Source organism: Paraglaciecola sp., assembly GCF_039942875.1.
Taxonomy (GTDB): Bacteria; Pseudomonadota; Gammaproteobacteria; order Enterobacterales; family Alteromonadaceae; genus Paraglaciecola.
The window spans coordinates 119,434-138,398 of record NZ_JBDVBQ010000004.1 but is presented as its reverse complement, the minus strand read 5'-3'; the positions used below and the strand labels follow the sequence as shown (position 1 = coordinate 138,398).

The window sequence follows — 18,965 nt, the reverse complement described above, 5'->3', positions numbered from 1 at the left end:
TTTCTGAATAGCTTATCATTCTGAAAATACCCAAATCCCTTGGCGCATGACTAAAATTCCTGTTAGTCTCTACGCCCTTTTTTACTTACATCTTACTCTGAGATGTTTAATCAAATAGTGGTTACATTATGTGGTTTAAAAACCTAAAGCTTTATGCAATAACACAAGACATGGACTTTCAAGAGCAGGACATTGAAGACAAACTAGGTGAGTTTAAATTTCGACCTTGTGGCAGCCAAGATTTAGCGACTATGGGATGGGCTTCACCTTTCAATCAAGGAGAAAGTTTACTTCATGCAGCCGCAGGTAGAGTGTGGTTAACCTTGAAAAAACAGGAACGAATCTTACCAGCAGCAGTTGTTAATGCCGAATTAGCAGATAAAGTTGCAATAATCGAAGCCGAAACCGGTTCGCCTGTTGGCAAAAAAGCTCAACAAGATATGAAGCAAGAAATTATCCATCGCTTACTTCCTCAGGCTTTTACAAAAAATAGTTTTACACATGGGTTTGTATCCATGGCTGAAAAACTAGTCGTTGTAGATGCATCCGCAGATGGCAAAGCAGAGGCATTTTTAGCGATGTTGCGCAAAGCGTTAGGGTCTCTTCCTGTTATGCCGCTAGCCAGACAATCCGTTCAAGCAGAGCTCACTTCATGGCTTAGTGAAGATAAAGCACCAAGTGATATAAATATATTAGAAGAAGCGGAATTAAAAGCCCTAGAAGAAGATGGCGCAATAGTTCGTTGTAAAAATCAAGATTTATATAGTGATGAAATTACCCAGCATTTAGAAGCCGGAAAATCAGTCCAAAAAATTGCCATTGAATGGGATGAAACCTTCAGTGCAATAATACAAGAAGACTTGAGTATTAAACGACTTAAGTTCAGCGATGTGGTACGTGAGCAAAATGATGATATTCCTAAAGATCAAATGTTAGCTCGAATGGATGCAAATTTTGCGTTAATGTCGGGAGAAGTCGTGCGCTTTACAAATAGGTTAAAAGAAATTTTTCCCTTAAATGAAAATGAATAGCTGACCTACAAGAATAGGTGCAGAATATAAATACAGTCTGCACCTAACTCAATAATATTATTCGAAAATTAGCTTAGCACTAGCCTTGTACTCTTCAAATTCATCCGTCAATAATTCAGATAAATCGTCTATTACCCCTTTTTCTATGGCAGCTTTAAATGCAACTTCCTTATTTTCTTCAAACTTGCCACAAAAAGCAGCACCTAAACGTACTATGTCTAAGTAAGAGATCCCATCATACTGAACTGACATATTTTCCCAAGATTCAGCGACTTCTACAAACTCTGGCTCGAACCCCCACTCTTTCATTATGCTGGCGCCTATTCTCCCTGACAACTTTTTAATGGCAACCTCTAAAAATGTAGGGCTAGCAAACACTTCGGTATGACGCTCAGCCTCTGTTAATATAGGTAATATACCTATATTGTGTACTAAAGCAGCCAGCATTACGGAGTCAATATTTAGCGTTCTATTTTTTGTTTTCTTTACATGAACTTGCAACACAGCTAAAGAATTAGCGACCACCTCCACTGTACTGTCCCATGCTGCTTCCATATGTTCTTTGACTATTGGATTCTTTGAAACAAAAAGCTGTTCCATAGCGAGAGCGGTTGAAATATTTTTAATTTGGCGTAATCCAATACGCGTAACAGCTTGTTGTGTAGAGATAACTTTTACCGCACGCCCCAAATATGCACTATTTGAAATTTTTATCATACGTGCACTTAAAGAAGGATCTTGGGCTATTACATCGGCCATTGCATTAAGGTTAATTTCAGGATCATCTGCAGCTCGCCTTACTTTTAATGCGATTGCAGGTAAAGTTGGGAGAACTAAAGTATCATTATTGATTTTATCAGCCAATATTGTCAGTAAAGCATTTTCTGTAGCCATATATTTTCCTTTATTACACATTATGTGTGTTAACAAATACTCAACCACTTACCAGATAGTAAGTAGCCTTTTTACCTGTAGACTGCTACCACAATTAAACAGCTTAATTTGCAGTTCATTTATGTTCAATAATTACATATTTCAGTTCCCCAAATGCTAGCATATTTTTTAAAGCTATCTAGCCGTGATACACACTTTAAAAGCTAAAATCTTGTTATATTTAAGGTAAAGCGATCTAAATCAATAAAAACAATGAGAAAAACAGGGTGAACCAATGAAAAATCTTTCAAAATCATATATTTCTATTGCCACTATTGGAGTTATTTCAAGCTTATTTTTTGCTTGTACCCCCAAAAATGAACCGTCAAAAAAGCCTACACAAACGACACCATACACTTTACTTGCCAACCAAGAAGCACGTTTGAACATATACTACCCAGTAAAGTTAACGGCAGATACCAGTCACCTCAGTAAGAATCAAAAAGATATGTTAATCGTGCTGATTGACGCTGCAGAAATTATGGACAATTTATTTTGGCAACAAGCATATGGAGAAAACAAAGATACCTTTTTAAACAAGATACTAGCGCCTGAAGTCAGAGAGTTTAGCCGCATCAATTACGGCCCATGGGACCGACTCAATGGTGATACACCATTTTTGAGCAATACTTCAGAAAAGTCACTAGGAGCAGAGTTTTATCCAAAGGATATGAGTAAAAAAGAGTTTGCAGAAGCTAAATTTACGGATCAAAAGGGGCTATATTCTATGGTTCGCCGAGATACCAATGGTGATTTAGTCGCTATACCTTATTCTGAATACTTTTCTAAAGAGTTGCAACAAGCTGCACTTTTACTAAAGAAGGCTGCCAAATTAGCTGATGATAAAAGTTTCTCCAATTACTTACAGCTAAGAGCTGAGGCACTAATAAGTAATGAATACCAAGTATCTGACCTAGCTTGGATGGATATGAAGTCTAATCCCATCGAGTTGGTATATGGACCTATTGAAACCTATGAAGATCAGCTATTTGGATACCGCGCCGCTTTTGAGGCCTATGTATTATTAAAAGATTTGTCATGGAGTAAAAAGCTAAGTAAATATGCAGCCTTCCTACCAGAGCTACAAAAAGGCTTACCTGTCTCTGAAAAATATAAAGCTGAAACTCCGGGATCAGATGCAGACCTTAATGCATACGATGTTATCTATTATGCGGGTCATTCCAATGCAGGCAGCAAGACCATCGCAATAAACCTACCCAATGATGAACAAGTACAATTACAAAAAGGCACCCGTAGGCTACAACTTAAAAATGCTATGCAAGCAAAGTTCGATAATATTTTAGTACCTATATCTGAACAGCTAATCGCGCCAGAGCAACGCAGTAACATTACCTTTGACGCCTTCTTTGCTAATACTATGTTTCACGAGGTAGCTCATGGATTGGGAGTGAAATCTGTATTGGGTAGCGACCAAACGGTTAGACAAGCTTTAAAAGAACACGCATCTGCTTTAGAAGAAGGGAAAGCAGATATTTTAGGCCTTTATATGGTTGAACAATTATTAGCTAAAGGGGCTATTACTGAAGGTGTACTGAAAGATTACTATGTTACCTTCATGGCAAGTATATTTCGTTCAGTTCGTTTTGGGGCTTCTAGTGCACACGGCAAAGCCAATATGATCCGATTTAACTTTTTCAAAGAACGTCAGGCATTTAGCCGCAATAAACATGGATTTTATAAGGTCGACATGCAAAATATGTCAAAAGCGATCAATGCCTTGTCAAACAAAATACTTACATTGCAAGGTGATGGCGACTACACAGGGGTTGCTGAACTAGTTTCTGAAATAGGTACGATTAAATCCGAGCTGCAACAAGACTTAGACAAACTAACAGCTGCTGATATTCCTGTAGATATCCACTTTGAACAGGGCGTTGAAGTATTAGGGCTTTAGCTTTAAATTTGAAATAAAAAATAGCAGCTTTTAGCTGCTATTTTCTAAAAAAGGTTAAACTGTTTTCAGTCTTTCTTGGTACGGGGGCCAACCTAAAGGTTTGCCAGCTAGTACATGTAAATGAATGTGATAAACAGTTTGCCCACCATTTTCATTACAGTTCATTACAGCCCGATAACCATCATCTGCAAAACCTTTATCTCTGGCAATCTGAGCCGCTACCCAATATAAATGACCAACTAAGGCCTTATCTTCTGATGCAATATCATTTATGGTAAGTATTGGTTTTTTGGGAATCACTAAAAAGTGAATTGGAGCTTGAGGATTAATATCATTAAAAGCCAGAGCTAGCTCATCTTCATAAAGGATTTCAGCTGGAATTTCTTTATTAATAATTTTAGTAAAAATTGTGTCACTCATATCTTAGCCTCCAACAAAAACAACGCCTAGCAAAACAATACCTAACAACAACCTGTAAATCACAAAAGGAGTCATTCCTAACTTAGAAATCCAAGCCAAGAACAAATAAATACAAGCATACGCACTCACGAATGAAAATGCTGCGCCTAACCCCATAGCTAACCAGTCAACAGCTTCATTAGCCTTGACTAGGTCGTAAGTTACGAGTAACCCCGCGCCTAATATAGTTGGGATAGACAGTAAAAAAGAAAACCTCGCACAACTATCTCTATCAAGCCCTAGCATTAAACCAGCGGTCATCGTAATCCCAGATCTTGATGTACCAGGGATCATAGCTAACACCTGCGAAAACCCAATAATCAATGCTGACTTAAAATTAATATCTGTTAAATTTTTAGATAAAGTTGCACGTCTATCAGCTATCCATAATAACAAGCCAAACCCAATCGTTGTACAAGCTATAACTAAAGCAGAGCGTGCATACTCAGCGATAAATGGTTTGAGAAAATACCCAAAAACAACAGCTGGCAAGGTAGCTATGATGATCCACCAAGCTAACTTACTATCTGGCGATTGTTGACTTGAGAATCCTTTTGTTGTCCAAGCAATGATCATCCGAAGAATATCTTCACGAAAATAGGCGACTACAGCCAAAAGACTTCCCACATGCACTGCGACATCAAATGCTAAACCTTGATTTTTCCAATCAAGCAGTAACGAGGGCAGTATCAAATGCCCCGAACTAGAAATAGGAAGAAACTCAGTAATTCCTTGAATAATCGCTAAAATGATTATTTCAAATATAGTCATAATTTGGTTGGACTCCATTCAAAGTTAATTGCCCACAACCGCTGCAGGCTTTTATCATAATCATGCCATAGCTCGGCATACGTTTTATTTGCGATAGGGTGTAAAACATTTGCTGAAATTTCAGCCAAAGGCTTTAATACAAATGCATTATACAATACCTCTGGACGAGGTAATTCAATAGGTTGCTCTAAAATAACTTGGTCGTAAAGTAATAAATCTAAGTCTAGGGTTCTAGGAGAGAATTTTTGTTCGCAACGTTTGCGTCCATGATCTTTTTCGATACTTTTCAGAACACGACACACCTCATTTATGGATAAAGACGTTTCTGCTTTGACAACTAAGTTATAGAAGTTACTGCCTTTAAATCCCACAGATTCACTTTCATACACTGCCGACATTACCAGCTCACCAAAAGTATCGAATAAACTGTCTAATCCGGCCTTTGTGTTTAATTCCTTGTCAACGTTACTTCCGATACTGATGAAAATATCATGAACATCTTTCAAATGACTACTCAATGGAACTTCTCTCTTGAAAACTCCACCGCAACATTTTTAGCTGTAGCTAAAATATCGGGTTTACTCAATTTAAGCTGTACTTTCTGTAAAACTGGAAATGTAATTAAGAGCCAATCAACCATATTGCTGGCTAAGGCTTCAATTAACTTAAACTCACTTTTTGCGGCAAATTCACTTAAGCCTTGCGCAACCTCTGCATAATTGAGTGTAAAAGTAACATCATCACTCTCTGCCGCTTTAGCCAAATCTACATTTAGCACCACATCTACAATGAGTCTTTGCTGATATTGCCTTTCCCAATCGTACACACCTATAAGCGATAAGACCTCAAGCCCTTCGATATGAATTTTATCCATTGATGATCCGCGCTGTATTTTTTGGGAGATTGTTATATTCTTCACAGATTGTAACTTATTTATTTCATACAAGTACATGACAGCGTTAACTATATTAATGTTTGCATCGGCCTATCTACTGGGATCAATTTCTAGTGCCATTTTAGTAAGCCAATTATTCGATTTAGGAGATCCAAGAAACCTAGGATCTGGTAATCCAGGAGCTACTAATATACTTAGGATTGGGGGCAAACTTCCGGCTAGTTTAGTGCTGATATTTGATATTTTAAAGGGTACATTACCAGTATACGTTAGTTATCTACTTGGTATTGAGCCTATATACCTAGCTTTTATAGCGGTGTTTGCCTGCCTAGGTCATATGTTTCCACTTTTTTTTAATTTCTCTGGAGGAAAAGCAGTTGCCACAGCCTTTGGAGCGATATTACCCTTGGGTTTAGACTTAGCTGCACTGATTATTGTAACTTGGGGAATAGTAGTATATTTAACTAAATATTCATCTCTAGCAGCGATAGTATCGGTTTGCATTGCACCTTTTTTAACAATGTTAATCAAACCGGACTTCGCCATTCCTGTAGGAATTTTAAGCGCATTAATTGTACTTCGTCATAAGGACAATATTGTAAGGTTAATACAAGGACAAGAAAGTAAAATAAAAATCAAAAAGCCAACAAAATAAAAAATATTTAACCAACTTACCTACCGCCATAACACAATATTACTTTGTCCATAAATTTTGGTTTTTTCTATCTGAAAAATATTCGTATGGCTCCCAAAGAGAAGGAATTAAACTCTCCATATCGTCGACCTTAAATGAATGGGACAATGCCTGCATAATAGTTTTTAGGCGGGCGCTATCTATTTTTGAAAGTTTATTACGAGCTTTATTAAAATGTAAATTACAATCCTTTTTAATACTCGTGGTAGCTCCAGAAGTTATGTAAGTTAAATTTCGGGTGACGACTTTGCAAATAGGCTCATCCGGGTTTTCAGGGTTTAATCGAGTGACAACGGCATATTCATAATTATTCAATTCTACGCCTTGTAAATTTTTGGGGATTAACGTCACACCATAACCTTGTGGGAAATGCCCAACAATACTTATAAAAGCATCGGCTGCTTTTTGATTAACTGAGGTATTTACCGCTAACTGTTCAATTATCTTAGATGCTTTCGGTAAGTCTTTTTTAATAAAGTCTCGCTTTGTAGATAAAACCACGGATGTATAAACTTGAGGTATTTTAACTATATCTCCAATGCCAATCGCAGGATTTACCACATCTTTTAAAAAACCTATTTGAAACTTCAAGCGTACTTTTTCAGCGTTGTCAAAACGCTCTCTTTCTACTTTTGAATCGCCTTGGAATTTTTGACAACCTAATCCATTTACAGCGTAATCCATTGCGTATTTATAACCTAACTTCAACATTAGATTACGCTCTTCAGGCTCTAATGGGCGAAATTCATCTAGGCTCCCCCCTCCTTTCATGATGGCTATGACATCTGGGTGTTGAAAACCAACATCTTGAAACAAGGCTACTAGCATGATGGGTAATAACACGCCACGAAAGTAAGGGGTATTTATACGCTCATGCTTTTCATATCGAGTTTCGGCGTCATACGCATCTCTAATATGTGAACTCTTAATACTGCCATCTTGAACTAGCTTATCCAGTAGGCGCAAACTTAAAACAGTTTTATATGCAGGTTTTAAACGTTGGTGTAATTCAGATAATTTTTTGCCTCGTCCAGGAGAGAGTAACAACATAGTCCCGAGAAATTTGGCACTTTTAAGTTGAGTCCCCTCAAAGTTATGACTCTCAGTAATATCAAGCAGCTTAATACACACTTCAATAGCACTTTCCAATCGAAGTAAACGCTCACTCTCATGTTTGGCAACCACTTTCTTTAAGCGCTGTATTAAAACGCTTTTGCTTTCACTCAATCTGGCCTTATCTTTACCCGAAACTGTAATTAATTGACCTTGTTTTTGCTCAATTCGCTCCTCTAACTCCTTCACCAAACTCTTGTGTTCATCAATAGTTGCAAAATAAATTGCTGCTTGTTGATAAAGTGAATTAGCTTGTTTACTTACTGAATATATTTGTCGATTTAATTCAATCACAGACTCTGGATAACTAATACGGTTTCCTAGTGGCACAATCTCTCCTCAAATTTATCAATAAAATCGACACTCTAGATTGCAAAATTAGGACTTACGAAACATCCTGTTATATGTTTTGGAGGATTAAACTTAACCAAGTAAAATCCAGATGTAATACCCTATACATTTAATTAAATTTTTGGCAGCTCTTCTAGCGACCAACGAGGTTTTGCTTTAGTTGATAGTCCTTCTGATTCACCAGACTTAAGTCGTTGCAAACCAGCATAGGCAATCATGGCACCATTATCCGTACAAAACTCTAATCTCGGATAAAAAACCTCACCTTTTATATTTTTCATCATTGTTGCTAATTGCTGGCGTAACTGTGTATTCGCACTAACTCCTCCAGCAATCACTAATCGTTTAATGCCTGTTTGTTTTAATGCTCGCTTACATTTAATGGCTAGAGTATCCACCACCGCCTCTTGGAATGCATAGGCAATATTCGCTTTAGATTGCGCTGAACCGTCTGAATCTCGAATGGTGTTGGCCGTAAACGTTTTCAAACCACTGAAACTAAAATCTAAGCCAGGCCTAGTGGTCATTGGGCGTGGAAAAGCGTAATGCCCCGATTCACCTTTTTCAGCTAACTTGGCCAGTAATGGCCCTCCGGGGTAATCTAACCCTAGTAATTTAGCGGTCTTATCAAAGGCTTCACCTGCGGCATCATCCACTGACTCACCTAAGACTAAATAATCACCAATACCTCCGACCTTAACCATCATAGAGTGCCCACCGGACACCAACAAGGCTATAAATGGATACTCTGGTATGGGTTCGTCTAACATAGGAGCTAGCAAATGTCCCTCCATATGATGAACACCAACAGCAGGTAAGCCCCAAGCATAAGCTAAACTGCGAGCAACGGAAGAACCAACTAATAACGCTCCGACTAGTCCAGGGCCTTTGGTAAAAGCAATACCATCTAGGTCTTCCTCAGTACAATCAGCTTCCTTTAGTGCTTCCTTAATTAATGGCACTAATTTGCGTACATGATCTCTTGAGGCTAACTCTGGCACCACACCGCCATAATCTGCATGTAATTTTACTTGGCTGTATAATTGATGAGACAATAACCCTTGATGCTGATCATAGATGGCAACGCCGGTCTCATCGCAAGAAGTTTCAATTCCTAAAACGCGCATATTTTATGAGTAAGTAACGTATAATTTGCTGGCATTTTACTGATTGCGACCAAAAGCGCCAATTTAATGTGGGATTTGTTTGAATAATTTATCTTTTTGACAACCTAAGGCTTTACAAAAGCTGTGGATATGATTAGAATTCCGCACCATTTTTAACCGAGCTGGCTATTAATTACGCCGGTCCGATAAAGTTTATATTATTTTTTGAGGTGAGATTTTAATGCCAATCGTTAAAGTTAGAGAGAACGAACCTTTTGATGTTGCATTGCGTCGTTTTAAACGTTCATGTGAAAAAGCAGGTGTACTTTCTGAAGTTCGTCGTCGCGAATTTTTTGAAAAACCTACTTGGGAACGTAAGCGTAAAAAAGCGGCTGCTAAGAAACGTCTTTTGAAGAAGTTATCTCGCGAAAACGCTCGTCGCATCAGATTGTACTAGATCTCTTCTAAGGCGCGTTATTTCAACTTAACGCGCTTTTAGTCGTTTTATCATATATCTATTTTTCATTGAGTCATTCCATGTCTTTACTAGATGATTTAAAAAATGCACAAAAAGAAGCAATGCGCGCCAAAGACAAAATTCGTCTTGGTACGGTTCGTATGGCTTTAGCCGGCATTAAACAGCATGAAATTGATGGCCGCACTGATCCAAATTATGTAGCCCTTAATGATGATGGCGTGCTTGCGATATTGATCAAGATGGTAAAACAAAGAAAAGATGCTGCTAGTCAATATGAGACTGCCGGGCGTCAAGATTTGCTTGATATAGAACTAGCAGAGATTGCAATTTTACAAGACTTTTTACCTAAAGCTCTTAGCGAAGCAGAACTTGACGCTCTAATTGTTCAAGCAATGACGGAGTCAGGTGCATCAGGTATGCAGGATATGGGTAAAGTCATGTCTTGGTTAAAACCAAAAGTCCAAGGTAAAGCAGATATGGGGCAGCTAAGCGGTAAAATTAAAGCTAAGCTTAATGCCTAACCTCTAGCAATCTAACAACATATTCCAAGAAACCGCATTTTTTGCGGTTTTTTTATTTATACCTATAAATATTGTCTCAGTTTCTAAAGCTCTATGGCATTATATTCAACTGTTTAATGAATTAAGAAGGTCCCATGTCTGGTCGTATTCCTCGTGAGTTTATAGATGATATTATTGCTCGCTCGGACATAGTAGAGATTATTGATAGTCGGGTATCCCTGAAGAAAGCCGGCCGTAATCATCAAGCTTGCTGCCCATTTCACAATGAAAAGAGCCCCTCTTTCACAGTTAGCCAAGATAAGCAGTTCTATCACTGTTTTGGGTGTGGTGCTCATGGTAATGTCATTACGTTTTTAATGGAGTTTGACCGCTTAGAATTTCCTGAAGCAATAGAAGAACTAGCCCAGTATCACAGTATTGAAGTACCACGAGAAAAAGGCAGCTCACCTGCCCCAAGTGCCGCACAAAAGCAGCAGAGGGAAAATGATTATGAGCTAATGGAAAAGATCGCAAAATATTTTTCTCAGCAACTTAAAAGCCATCCCGATAAAAATAAAGCTATAGATTATTTGAAAAACCGAGGCCTAAGCGGAGAAGTAGTCAAAGCTTTCGATATGGGCTATGCCCCTCCAGAGTGGGATTCGATACTCAAAACTTTTGGAATTAACCCAGAGTACCAACAACAACTACTCGATTTAAAACTTATTACCGAAAACGACAATCGACGCAGATTCGACTTTTTCCGTGACCGTATCATGTTTCCAATTCGTGATAAACGTGGCCGTGTCATAGGCTTTGGTGGCCGAGTACTAGACGACGGTGGCCCCAAATACCTCAACTCTCCTGAAACACGAATATTCCACAAAGGCCATGAACTATATGGCTTTTATCAAGCGAAACAAGCACATCGTAATCTAGCAAAAGTCATTATTGTTGAGGGTTACATGGATGTTGTCGCACTGGGACAATTTGGAATTGACTATGCTGTCGCATCTTTAGGCACAGCCACTACAGCTGAACATATTCAAATGTTATTTCGAGCAACTAGCGAAGTTATTTGTTGTTACGACGGTGACCGTGCAGGTCGAGAAGCGGCATGGCGGGCACTAGAGAGCGCCCTACCCTATTTGAAGGATGGCGTTGAAATGAAGTTTTTGTTTTTACCAGATGGCGAAGACCCAGATACATTAGTTCGTCAAATAGGTAAAGATGCCTTTGAAGACAAACTTAGAACAGATGCAGTCCCCCTTTCTAAATTTTTCTTTGATAGCTTACTAAAAAGACATCATGTGGGCAGCCATGAAGGTAAAGCTGCATTGAAAACTGAAGCAACCCCACTAATAGAACAAATCGCGGGCGACAATATCCGAGATATATTGATGTCTGACCTAAGCAATTACATGGGCGACCAAAACAAACACAGATTAGAACGAGATATAGCCAAGGCCAATCAACATAAAGGGCCTCAAAAGTTAGACTTTAATAAGCTTAACAAAAGTACTATATCTCCCGTAAGAATGATGTTGCGATTACTCTTAGATGCACCTAGTTTAGCCGCTGCATCACCTGCAGCAGACCCGTCTGTCTTATCGTCTGTAAATATACCTGGTCTAGATCTATTAATAGAGCTATATCAATATTGCATAGCCAATCCAAATGCTAAAACAGCCAACGTACTAGAATATTTTAGAGAACACCCTCAAGGTCCTCATTTACCTAAGTTATTAGCTTGGGAATATGCAGAACAAAATCAACAAAAAGTATTTGAAGATAGTTTTTCTAAGCTCTTGGATTGGCACCTTCAAAGTAGAATGGATGAGCTATTTTCAAAGTCTAGGGTAAGCAAATTAAGCGAAGACGAAAAACAAGAGTTAAACCTACTTGTAAAAGAACAAAAATGACCCAACATATAGCCGTATGCATAGTGAGTCTGCTATAATGGTGAATTCCCTAAGGCCGTAATAACTGAAGTAATTATTACTGGGTAAATGCTACAAGGTACAGTACAAATCCTCTACTAGAGGGTTTTTATAAATATTCAATCAAATTCGAGAAGTGTAAGTTATATGGTGCAAAGCAAGCAGTCGCAGATAAAACTCCTCATTGCTAAAGGTAAAGAACAGGGCTATTTGACTTTCGCGGAAGTTAACGACCACCTCCCACAAGATATTGTAGATTCTGATCAGATTGAAGACATTATCCGCATGATCAACGATATGGGGATTAAGGTATTCGAAACGGCTCCTGATTCAGATGAACTTTTAATGCAAGAAAGTGATACTGATGAAGAAGCTGCAGAAGCAGCAGCTGCCGCATTAGCCACAGTTGAAAGTGAAATAGGTCGTACAACAGATCCAGTTCGCATGTACATGCGTGAAATGGGAACCGTTGAACTGTTGACCCGTGAAGGCGAAATCGTTATCGCCAAACGTATTGAAGAAGGCATCAATCAAGTTCAGTGCTCAGTTGCTGAGTATCCTGAAGCCATCACTCATTTGTTAGACCAATGGGACTTATTTGAAGCTGAAGAAATTCGTCTTAGTGACATCATCATAGGGTTTGTTGATCCAAACGAACAAGATGTTGCACCTACTGCAACTCACGTTGGTTCAGAGTTATCTGAAGAAGAATTAGAAGACGAAGATGGCGATGAAGACGATGAAGACGAGGAAGAAGAAGATACAGGGCCAGATCCTGAACTAGCTCGTGAAAAATTCACAGCACTTCGCATTCAATACGAAAAAGTACGAGATATAATTGCAGCTAAAGGCCGCTCTCATAAGGAGTCTCGTGTTCAAATTAATGAGTTAAGCGAAGTATTTAAAGAATTTAGACTTACGCCTAAGCAATTTGACCGTATGGTTAAAAACATGCGTGGCATGATGAACCGAATTCGCGTGCAAGAGCGCATAGTGATGAAACACTGTGTTATTACTGCAAAAATGCCGAAGAAAGATTTCATCAAAGCTTTTTCTGGCAACGAAACCTCCACAGATTGGTTATTTGAGATTCTGGACTCTGCACTACCTTATGCAGAAGAGATGCGAGCACATCAAGAAGAGCTTGAGCGTGCAATTAGCAAAATGAATGCGGTAGAAGAAGAAACCGGATTAATCATTGCTGATATCAAAGATATCAACCGTCGCATGTCTATTGGTGAAGCAAAAGCTCGTCGAGCGAAAAAAGAGATGGTTGAAGCTAACTTACGTTTGGTTATCTCAATTGCGAAAAAATATACAAACCGTGGCTTACAATTCTTAGATCTAATCCAAGAAGGTAATATCGGCTTAATGAAAGCGGTAGATAAGTTTGAATATCGTCGTGGTTATAAGTTCTCAACTTATGCGACATGGTGGATACGCCAGGCTATTACCCGTTCAATTGCTGACCAAGCACGTACTATCCGTATTCCTGTACATATGATCGAAACGATTAATAAATTAAATCGAATTTCTCGTCAAATGTTACAAGAAATGGGACGTGAGCCATCACCTGAAGAGCTATCTGAACGTATGTTAATGCCTGAAGACAAAGTTCGTAAGGTATTGAAAATAGCTAAAGAGCCTATTTCGATGGAAACGCCAATTGGTGACGATGAAGATTCGCATTTAGGTGACTTTATCGAAGATAGCACTATTGTCCAGCCTTTAGACTCTGCAACTGGCGGTAGCTTAAAAGATGCCACTCAAGAGGTATTAGCTGGTCTTACAGCCCGTGAAGCTAAAGTATTAAGAATGCGCTTTGGTATTGACATGAATACTGACCACACTCTTGAAGAAGTAGGTAAGCAGTTTGATGTAACACGAGAACGTATTCGTCAGATAGAAGCTAAAGCGTTACGTAAATTACGTCACCCTAGTCGTTCTGAGCAACTAAAAAGTTTCTTAGACGAATAGAGATAATCAATAAGATAACGAAGCCTCAGCCAATGCTGGGGCTTTTTTTTGTCTGTTATTTTTTGTAAGGTAAATCAATAAATTAGTTAAAAAAGCAACCTTTAATGAATATTCTGGATTATGCCATCATCGCCACTTATCTTGCAGGACTCTTGATAATGGGTTTTATGTTTAGAAAGCAAGTAAATACAGAAGACTACTTTTTAGCTAACCATCAGTTAGGTTGGAAACCCTTATCCCTATCGATAATGGCAACTCAGCTTTCTGCAGTGAGTTTTATTTCCGCCCCAGCTTTTGTAGGACTACGAGAAGGCGGAGGGCTAATATGGTTGTCTTACGAGCTAGCACTGCCCTTAGCCATGTTAGCTCTGTTGTACTTTATTTTACCAACCCTATATCGTTCTGGTGTTATTACTGTATATGACTTTTTAGAAAACCGCTTTGATCACTCCTCTAGAGTACTCATTAGTATTGTATTTCAAATTAGCCGGTCTTTCGCTACTGCGATTATGATTTACGCTATTTCTATTATTCTTCAAAGCACCATGGGTCTAGCATTTTGGCAAAGTGTCTTACTGATTGGAGTCATCACCCTTATCTACTCACTGCAAGGTGGTATGAAAGCCGTTGTCTATGGCGATGCCGTTCAAATGATACTCATTGTTGCAGGAGCGGTGATATGTTTAGGCTTTGGGCTTTACCACATTGGAGGCTGGTCAAGTTTTACTGAACTTGTTAATACACAAAGGCTTACGACTCTCAACCTAAATTCAAATGGTTTTGATGGTGCAGGTTTTGGCTTATTGCCGATGATTTTTGGAGGAATCGTTTTATATGCCTCTTATTATGGGTGCGATCAATCAGAAGCACAGCGTTCGCTAGCAGCTAAAAGCCTAAGCGATCTTAAAAAGATAATCATGACAGCTAGTTTTTTACGTTTTCCAATAACCATGATTTATTGTCTAGCCGGGTTAATAATTGGCACTCTGGCATTAACCACACCAGAATTTATAGAGCAGATCCCAGCAGAACACCCAGATTGGATGATGCCGATATTTATAATTAACTATTTACCGAATGGTATTTTAGGTTTACTGCTAGTGGCAATACTAGCTGCCGCTATGTCTTCTTTGAGCTCTGCTATTAATAGTTTATCAGCTGTTAGTGTTGAGGATTACTGCCGTATCACTGGTAAAACGTTGTCTTCAGAAACATCAATAAAAGTAGCAAAGTATGCAGGTGTGTTTTGGGGGGCAGTCACCCTTACCTTATCTTTTTATGCGGGAGATATCGCTCCCACTATTATCGAAGCAATAAACAAGATTGGATCAGTGTGTTACGGACCAATTTTAGCTACATTCTTATTAGGTATTTGTACTTCTGGAATTACTGCCAAACAGGTCAATACAGGGTTGATTATTGGAGTGTTGAGCAATATCTACCTTTGGCTATATCAACCACAAATATTTTGGTTCTGGTGGAATCTTAGTGGCTTTATTTGCACTGTTAGTATTGCGTGTTGCTTTTATTTATTATCCTCTAAATCTACTAACAAACCTTTCTTTACTGCTCGGTTAAAGTTATTAACTGCGACCAACACTACAGCCCTTATAATTTGGTTCTTCTTCCTTTTGGGGTTTTGTTTCGCAATAGAAAGCCTGCTTTTATAACTAACAAAAGCAGGCGTCTTACTAATCTAACTCACCTTTACGATACGGAATTTCCTTTTCAAGCTGAGCGATAGTATTCGCTCGTAAGTTTGGTGAACCAGTATTTTTAGCCAATAAATAATAAGCTGTAGGCACAATATACAAGGTTAAAAATGCCGACACTAACACACCAGCACATATTACAACCCCAATAACCGTGCGACTTTCAGCTCCTGCACCTGTTGCTAAAACCAAAGGTAGAGAGCTAAATACAGTAGTAAAACCTGTCATGACTATAGGTCTTAATCTTTGTGAGGCAGCGGTTCTTAATGCTTTCTCAAACTCCATCCCTGAATCTCTTAACTGATTAGCAAATTCAACTATCAAAATACCATTTTTAGCGGCTAGACCAATCAACATGACTAAACCTATTTGACTGTAGATATTTAGCGTCATATTAAACAAATATAAACCAACAAATGCACCCACTAGAGCTACTGGAACCGTTAACATTATTACTAAAGGATGTATCCAGCTTTCAAACTGAGCCGCCAAAATCAAATATGTGACGACTAATGCCAAAGCAAATATAAACAGTATAGAATTACCAGACTCCTGATAAAGCTGGGACTCACCTTTGTAATCAATAGAGACAGGATCTGAGATTTCAGTATCAACAATGTCATTTAAGTAATCGAGTGCTTCGCCCACCGTATAACCATCGGCCAAGTTGGCGCTTATGGTGATGCTTCGCATACGGTTATAACGATTTAGCCTTGCAGAAGTCGCTCTTTCACTTACAGAAAGTAAATTATCTAATGGTATTAACTGATTGCTCTGTGAAGAGCGCACATAGATATTTTCGATACTTTGCGGACTACGATAGTCAGACTTTTCACCTTCCATGATAACGTCATACTCTTGACCTTTATCTAAATATGTTGAAACACGCCTTTGACCCAACATAGTTTCTAAGGTGCGTCCAATATCACTGATAGATACACCAAGGTCAGCAGCTCTGTCTTTGTCTATATTGACTAACAATTGTGGCCAAGTTTCTTTGTAATCTGAGTCCACTCGAATTAAGTTAGGGTTAGCGCGAGCTTTCTCTAATACAATATCTCGCCAACGAACCAAGTCTTCATAGGTATTACCTTGCAGTACAAACTGAACAGGCCTATTTAAACCGCCACCACCAATACCACTTCGCATAATAGCAAAAGCACGAACATCAGGAATACCAGCTAACCTCTTACTCATTTCATTCATAACTTCAAAGGTTGAGCGTTTTCTTTCTCTATCAAAGGGCATACCTACAACCCCCACCCCAGCCGTACCACCAAACCCAGGTGTACGTACTAAAACCCTATCAACTTCGCCACTTGCAGAATACTCCATCAAAATCGCTTCTATCTTTTTCATATTGGCGGAGTTTCTTTCAAAGCTGGAGCCTTCAGCAGTTTGTACCCGAATAAAAAAGTTACCTCTATCTTCTTTAGGAACAAACTCCCCTGGTAAAATTTGGCTAAGCTTAAATAAAGCAATAATACTAAAAACAACCAATAAAACCATTAACCATGGCTGATGTATGGTGATGCCTAAACCATCGTAATAACCTTTTTCGATACGGCTAAACTTACGATCTACCCAGTGTGAAAAACCACTCTGCTTTTGGCGTTTTTTAAGTAATAGAGAGCACATCATAGGAGAAAGGGTTAATGCTGTTACACTGGAAAAAGCCACAGCCGCCGCGATAGCTAAGGCGAATTCCGTAAACAACCGCCCGACGTTACCTTGTAAAAACACTAAAGGAACAAACACGGCAATGAGTACTAGAGTGGTCGCAATAACCGCAAAGCCTACTTCTCTAGCACCTCTGTAAGCAGCTAAAATAGGCGGTTCGCCTAACTCTATTCTTCTTGAAATGTTTTCAAGCACAACGATAGCGTCATCAACAACCAGTCCAATACCCAGCACTAGCGCTAATAAGGTTAGTAAATTTATTGAAAACCCTAGAGCGTACATCACAATAAACGCCGCAACTAAAGATACAGGGACAGTTACTGCTGGTATTAAGGTTGCTCTTACGTTCCCTAAGAATATATAAATAACCAGCACCACCATTAACATGGCAATGGCAAGGGTTTCATATACTTCGTTTATAGAGGCTTCAATAAATACTGATGAATCATAACTCGGCACAATAAAAATATTGTCTGGTAGGGTTTCTTCTATTTCTTGAATGGCTTTTTTAGCTTCTCGAGCCACCTCAAGAGTATTAGCTTTAGACTGCTTAATTATCCCCAAGCCAATCATATTGACACCGTCACCACGAAATTCAGTTTCGTCGTCATCAGCGCCCAACTCCACTCTCGCTATTTCACCTAATTTAACTAAGTAGCCATCAGCATTGGCTTTAACAGTTAAGTTGGCAAAGTCTTCTGGGGTTAGAAAGCTACGCGCCACACGCACTTCAAAGTCCCGGTTAATGGACTCGATTTCCCCTGCTGGTAACTCAACATTTTCGGAACGAATAACATTTTCAACATCCGTTACAGTGATTTGCCTTGCCGCCATAGCATTGCGGTCAAGCCAGACTTTCATCGCATAACTTCGACCACCACCAAGACGCACCCTAGCGACCCCCTCTGCAACCGATAAACGGTCAACTATAAAACGGTCGGCATAATCAGTAAGCTCCATCACAGACAAATTATCACTACGCAGGTTATACCAAACGATTACATCATCATCAGAGGTAGATTTAGAAACTTCAGGAGGATCGGCCTGATCAGGTAAGTTGTTCAAAGCTCTACTTACACGTTCTCTCACATCATTTGATGCCGCATCAATGTCTCTAGAAAGGTTAAATTCAATGCTAATTTGAGAACGACCGTTACTACTGGTAGAAGTGATGCTTTTGATCCCTTCAATCCCACTAATCCTATCTTCTAAGAGTTGCGTAATACGAGTTTCAACAATTGAAGATGAGGCGCCAGTGTAATTAGTATTAATAGAAACAATAGGAGGATCAACGTCAGGATACTCTCGTAAACTTAAAAAAGTTATAGATACAATACCAAACACCACTAAAACTAAGTTTATAACAGAAGCAAAAACCGGACGTTTAACCGAAGTATCAGATAGAAACAT

General features: G+C 38.9%; 16 protein-coding genes. 8 read left to right on the top strand and 8 right to left on the bottom strand.

Going from position 1 to position 18,965, the window contains the following annotated elements; genetic code table 11:
• Nucleotides 1–128 precede the first annotated feature (128 nt).
• Complete coding sequence (rdgC, locus tag ABJE44_RS01095; RefSeq protein WP_348113013.1) at nucleotides 129–1,031, top strand: recombination-associated protein RdgC; 903 nt, start codon at nucleotides 129–131, stop codon at nucleotides 1,029–1,031.
• Nucleotides 1,032–1,088: 57 nt separating this feature from the next.
• Here rdgC and ABJE44_RS01090 read toward each other — a convergent pair whose 3' ends face one another.
• A complete protein-coding gene (locus ABJE44_RS01090; protein ID WP_348113014.1) occupies nucleotides 1,089–1,925 on the bottom strand; it encodes an HDOD domain-containing protein in 837 nt (278 codons plus the stop codon).
• A gap of 274 nt (nucleotides 1,926–2,199) precedes the next feature.
• On the opposite strand from ABJE44_RS01090, the gene ABJE44_RS01085 reads away from it, so the two are divergent.
• Nucleotides 2,200–3,879 carry a Zn-dependent hydrolase gene (locus ABJE44_RS01085; protein ID WP_348113015.1) on the top strand — a complete coding sequence of 560 codons (1,680 nt, stop codon included), beginning with the start codon at nucleotides 2,200–2,202 and terminating at the stop codon, nucleotides 3,877–3,879.
• A gap of 54 nt (nucleotides 3,880–3,933) precedes the next feature.
• Here the strand turns inward: ABJE44_RS01085 and ABJE44_RS01080 are convergent, their stop codons facing one another.
• The 4 genes from ABJE44_RS01080 to folB are packed head-to-tail and all read right to left on the bottom strand — an operon-like array spanning nucleotide 3,934 to nucleotide 5,983.
• Nucleotides 3,934–4,299 (bottom strand): histidine triad nucleotide-binding protein, encoded by a 366-nt coding sequence (locus ABJE44_RS01080; RefSeq protein ID WP_348113016.1) that lies wholly within the window; start codon nucleotides 4,297–4,299, stop codon nucleotides 3,934–3,936.
• A 3-nt stretch (nucleotides 4,300–4,302) separates the two neighbouring features.
• Nucleotides 4,303–5,109, bottom strand: coding sequence for an undecaprenyl-diphosphate phosphatase (locus ABJE44_RS01075; protein WP_348113017.1), 807 nt, complete (start codon nucleotides 5,107–5,109; stop codon nucleotides 4,303–4,305).
• Nucleotides 5,106–5,627: a 2-amino-4-hydroxy-6-hydroxymethyldihydropteridine diphosphokinase gene (folK, locus tag ABJE44_RS01070; protein ID WP_348113018.1), complete on the bottom strand. Its 522-nt coding sequence runs from the start codon at nucleotides 5,625–5,627 to the stop codon at nucleotides 5,106–5,108. Before folK ends, ABJE44_RS01075 begins: the two co-directional genes overlap by 4 nt.
• Nucleotides 5,624–5,983, bottom strand: coding sequence for a dihydroneopterin aldolase (folB, locus tag ABJE44_RS01065; protein WP_348113019.1), 360 nt, complete (start codon nucleotides 5,981–5,983; stop codon nucleotides 5,624–5,626). The genes folK and folB overlap by 4 nt, the downstream gene beginning before the upstream one ends.
• A 76-nt stretch (nucleotides 5,984–6,059) precedes the next feature.
• Here folB and plsY point away from each other — a divergent pair, with 76 nt between their 5' ends.
• Complete coding sequence (gene plsY, locus ABJE44_RS01060; protein ID WP_348113020.1) at nucleotides 6,060–6,659, top strand: glycerol-3-phosphate 1-O-acyltransferase PlsY; 600 nt, start codon at nucleotides 6,060–6,062, stop codon at nucleotides 6,657–6,659.
• A gap of 39 nt (nucleotides 6,660–6,698) precedes the next feature.
• Here the strand turns inward: plsY and ABJE44_RS01055 are convergent, their stop codons facing one another.
• Nucleotides 6,699–8,141, bottom strand: a complete 1,443-nt coding sequence (locus ABJE44_RS01055) for a hypothetical protein (RefSeq protein WP_348113021.1) — start codon at nucleotides 8,139–8,141, stop codon at nucleotides 6,699–6,701.
• 134 nt (nucleotides 8,142–8,275) lie between these two features.
• On the bottom strand, nucleotides 8,276–9,289 hold the full coding sequence (gene tsaD, locus ABJE44_RS01050; protein ID WP_348113022.1) for a tRNA (adenosine(37)-N6)-threonylcarbamoyltransferase complex transferase subunit TsaD: 1,014 nt from the start codon (nucleotides 9,287–9,289) through the stop codon (nucleotides 8,276–8,278).
• Nucleotides 9,290–9,509: 220 nt separating this feature from the next.
• On the opposite strand from tsaD, the gene rpsU reads away from it, so the two are divergent.
• The 5 genes from rpsU to ABJE44_RS01025 all read left to right on the top strand — a co-directional run bounded on the left by rpsU (nucleotide 9,510) and on the right by ABJE44_RS01025 (nucleotide 15,833).
• Nucleotides 9,510–9,725, top strand: coding sequence for a 30S ribosomal protein S21 (gene rpsU, locus ABJE44_RS01045; RefSeq protein WP_006991319.1), 216 nt, complete (start codon nucleotides 9,510–9,512; stop codon nucleotides 9,723–9,725).
• Between the two features lie 80 nt (nucleotides 9,726–9,805).
• Nucleotides 9,806–10,267, top strand: coding sequence for a GatB/YqeY domain-containing protein (locus tag ABJE44_RS01040; RefSeq protein ID WP_348113023.1), 462 nt, complete (start codon nucleotides 9,806–9,808; stop codon nucleotides 10,265–10,267).
• Nucleotides 10,268–10,401: 134 nt separating this feature from the next.
• Complete coding sequence (gene dnaG, locus ABJE44_RS01035; RefSeq protein ID WP_348113024.1) at nucleotides 10,402–12,168, top strand: DNA primase; 1,767 nt, start codon at nucleotides 10,402–10,404, stop codon at nucleotides 12,166–12,168.
• 135 nt (nucleotides 12,169–12,303) lie between these two features.
• Nucleotides 12,304–14,163: an RNA polymerase sigma factor RpoD gene (gene rpoD / locus ABJE44_RS01030; protein ID WP_348113324.1), complete on the top strand. Its 1,860-nt coding sequence runs from the start codon at nucleotides 12,304–12,306 to the stop codon at nucleotides 14,161–14,163.
• A gap of 104 nt (nucleotides 14,164–14,267) precedes the next feature.
• The gene (locus tag ABJE44_RS01025; RefSeq protein WP_348113025.1) at nucleotides 14,268–15,833 is read left to right on the top strand and encodes a sodium/solute symporter; all 1,566 of its coding nucleotides are present in this window, start codon (nucleotides 14,268–14,270) and stop codon (nucleotides 15,831–15,833) included.
• A gap of 21 nt (nucleotides 15,834–15,854) precedes the next feature.
• Here ABJE44_RS01025 and ABJE44_RS01020 read toward each other — a convergent pair whose 3' ends face one another.
• The gene (locus ABJE44_RS01020; RefSeq protein WP_348113026.1) at nucleotides 15,855–18,965 is read right to left on the bottom strand and encodes an efflux RND transporter permease subunit; all 3,111 of its coding nucleotides are present in this window, start codon (nucleotides 18,963–18,965) and stop codon (nucleotides 15,855–15,857) included.

Coding starts and splice junctions, on each gene's coding strand:
- rdgC (WP_348113013.1), top strand. CDS start 129: ATGTGGTTTAAAAACCTAAAGCTTTATGCAATAACACAAGACATGGAC.
- ABJE44_RS01090 (WP_348113014.1), bottom strand. CDS start 1,925: ATGGCTACAGAAAATGCTTTACTGACAATATTGGCTGATAAAATCAAT.
- ABJE44_RS01085 (WP_348113015.1), top strand. CDS start 2,200: ATGAAAAATCTTTCAAAATCATATATTTCTATTGCCACTATTGGAGTT.
- ABJE44_RS01080 (WP_348113016.1), bottom strand. CDS start 4,299: ATGAGTGACACAATTTTTACTAAAATTATTAATAAAGAAATTCCAGCT.
- ABJE44_RS01075 (WP_348113017.1), bottom strand. CDS start 5,109: ATGACTATATTTGAAATAATCATTTTAGCGATTATTCAAGGAATTACT.
- folB (WP_348113019.1), bottom strand. CDS start 5,983: ATGGATAAAATTCATATCGAAGGGCTTGAGGTCTTATCGCTTATAGGT.
- plsY (WP_348113020.1), top strand. CDS start 6,060: ATGACAGCGTTAACTATATTAATGTTTGCATCGGCCTATCTACTGGGA.
- tsaD (WP_348113022.1), bottom strand. CDS start 9,289: ATGCGCGTTTTAGGAATTGAAACTTCTTGCGATGAGACCGGCGTTGCC.
- rpsU (WP_006991319.1), top strand. CDS start 9,510: ATGCCAATCGTTAAAGTTAGAGAGAACGAACCTTTTGATGTTGCATTG.
- ABJE44_RS01040 (WP_348113023.1), top strand. CDS start 9,806: ATGTCTTTACTAGATGATTTAAAAAATGCACAAAAAGAAGCAATGCGC.
- dnaG (WP_348113024.1), top strand. CDS start 10,402: ATGTCTGGTCGTATTCCTCGTGAGTTTATAGATGATATTATTGCTCGC.
- ABJE44_RS01025 (WP_348113025.1), top strand. CDS start 14,268: ATGAATATTCTGGATTATGCCATCATCGCCACTTATCTTGCAGGACTC.
- ABJE44_RS01020 (WP_348113026.1), bottom strand. CDS start 18,965: ATGTTTCTATCTGATACTTCGGTTAAACGTCCGGTTTTTGCTTCTGTT.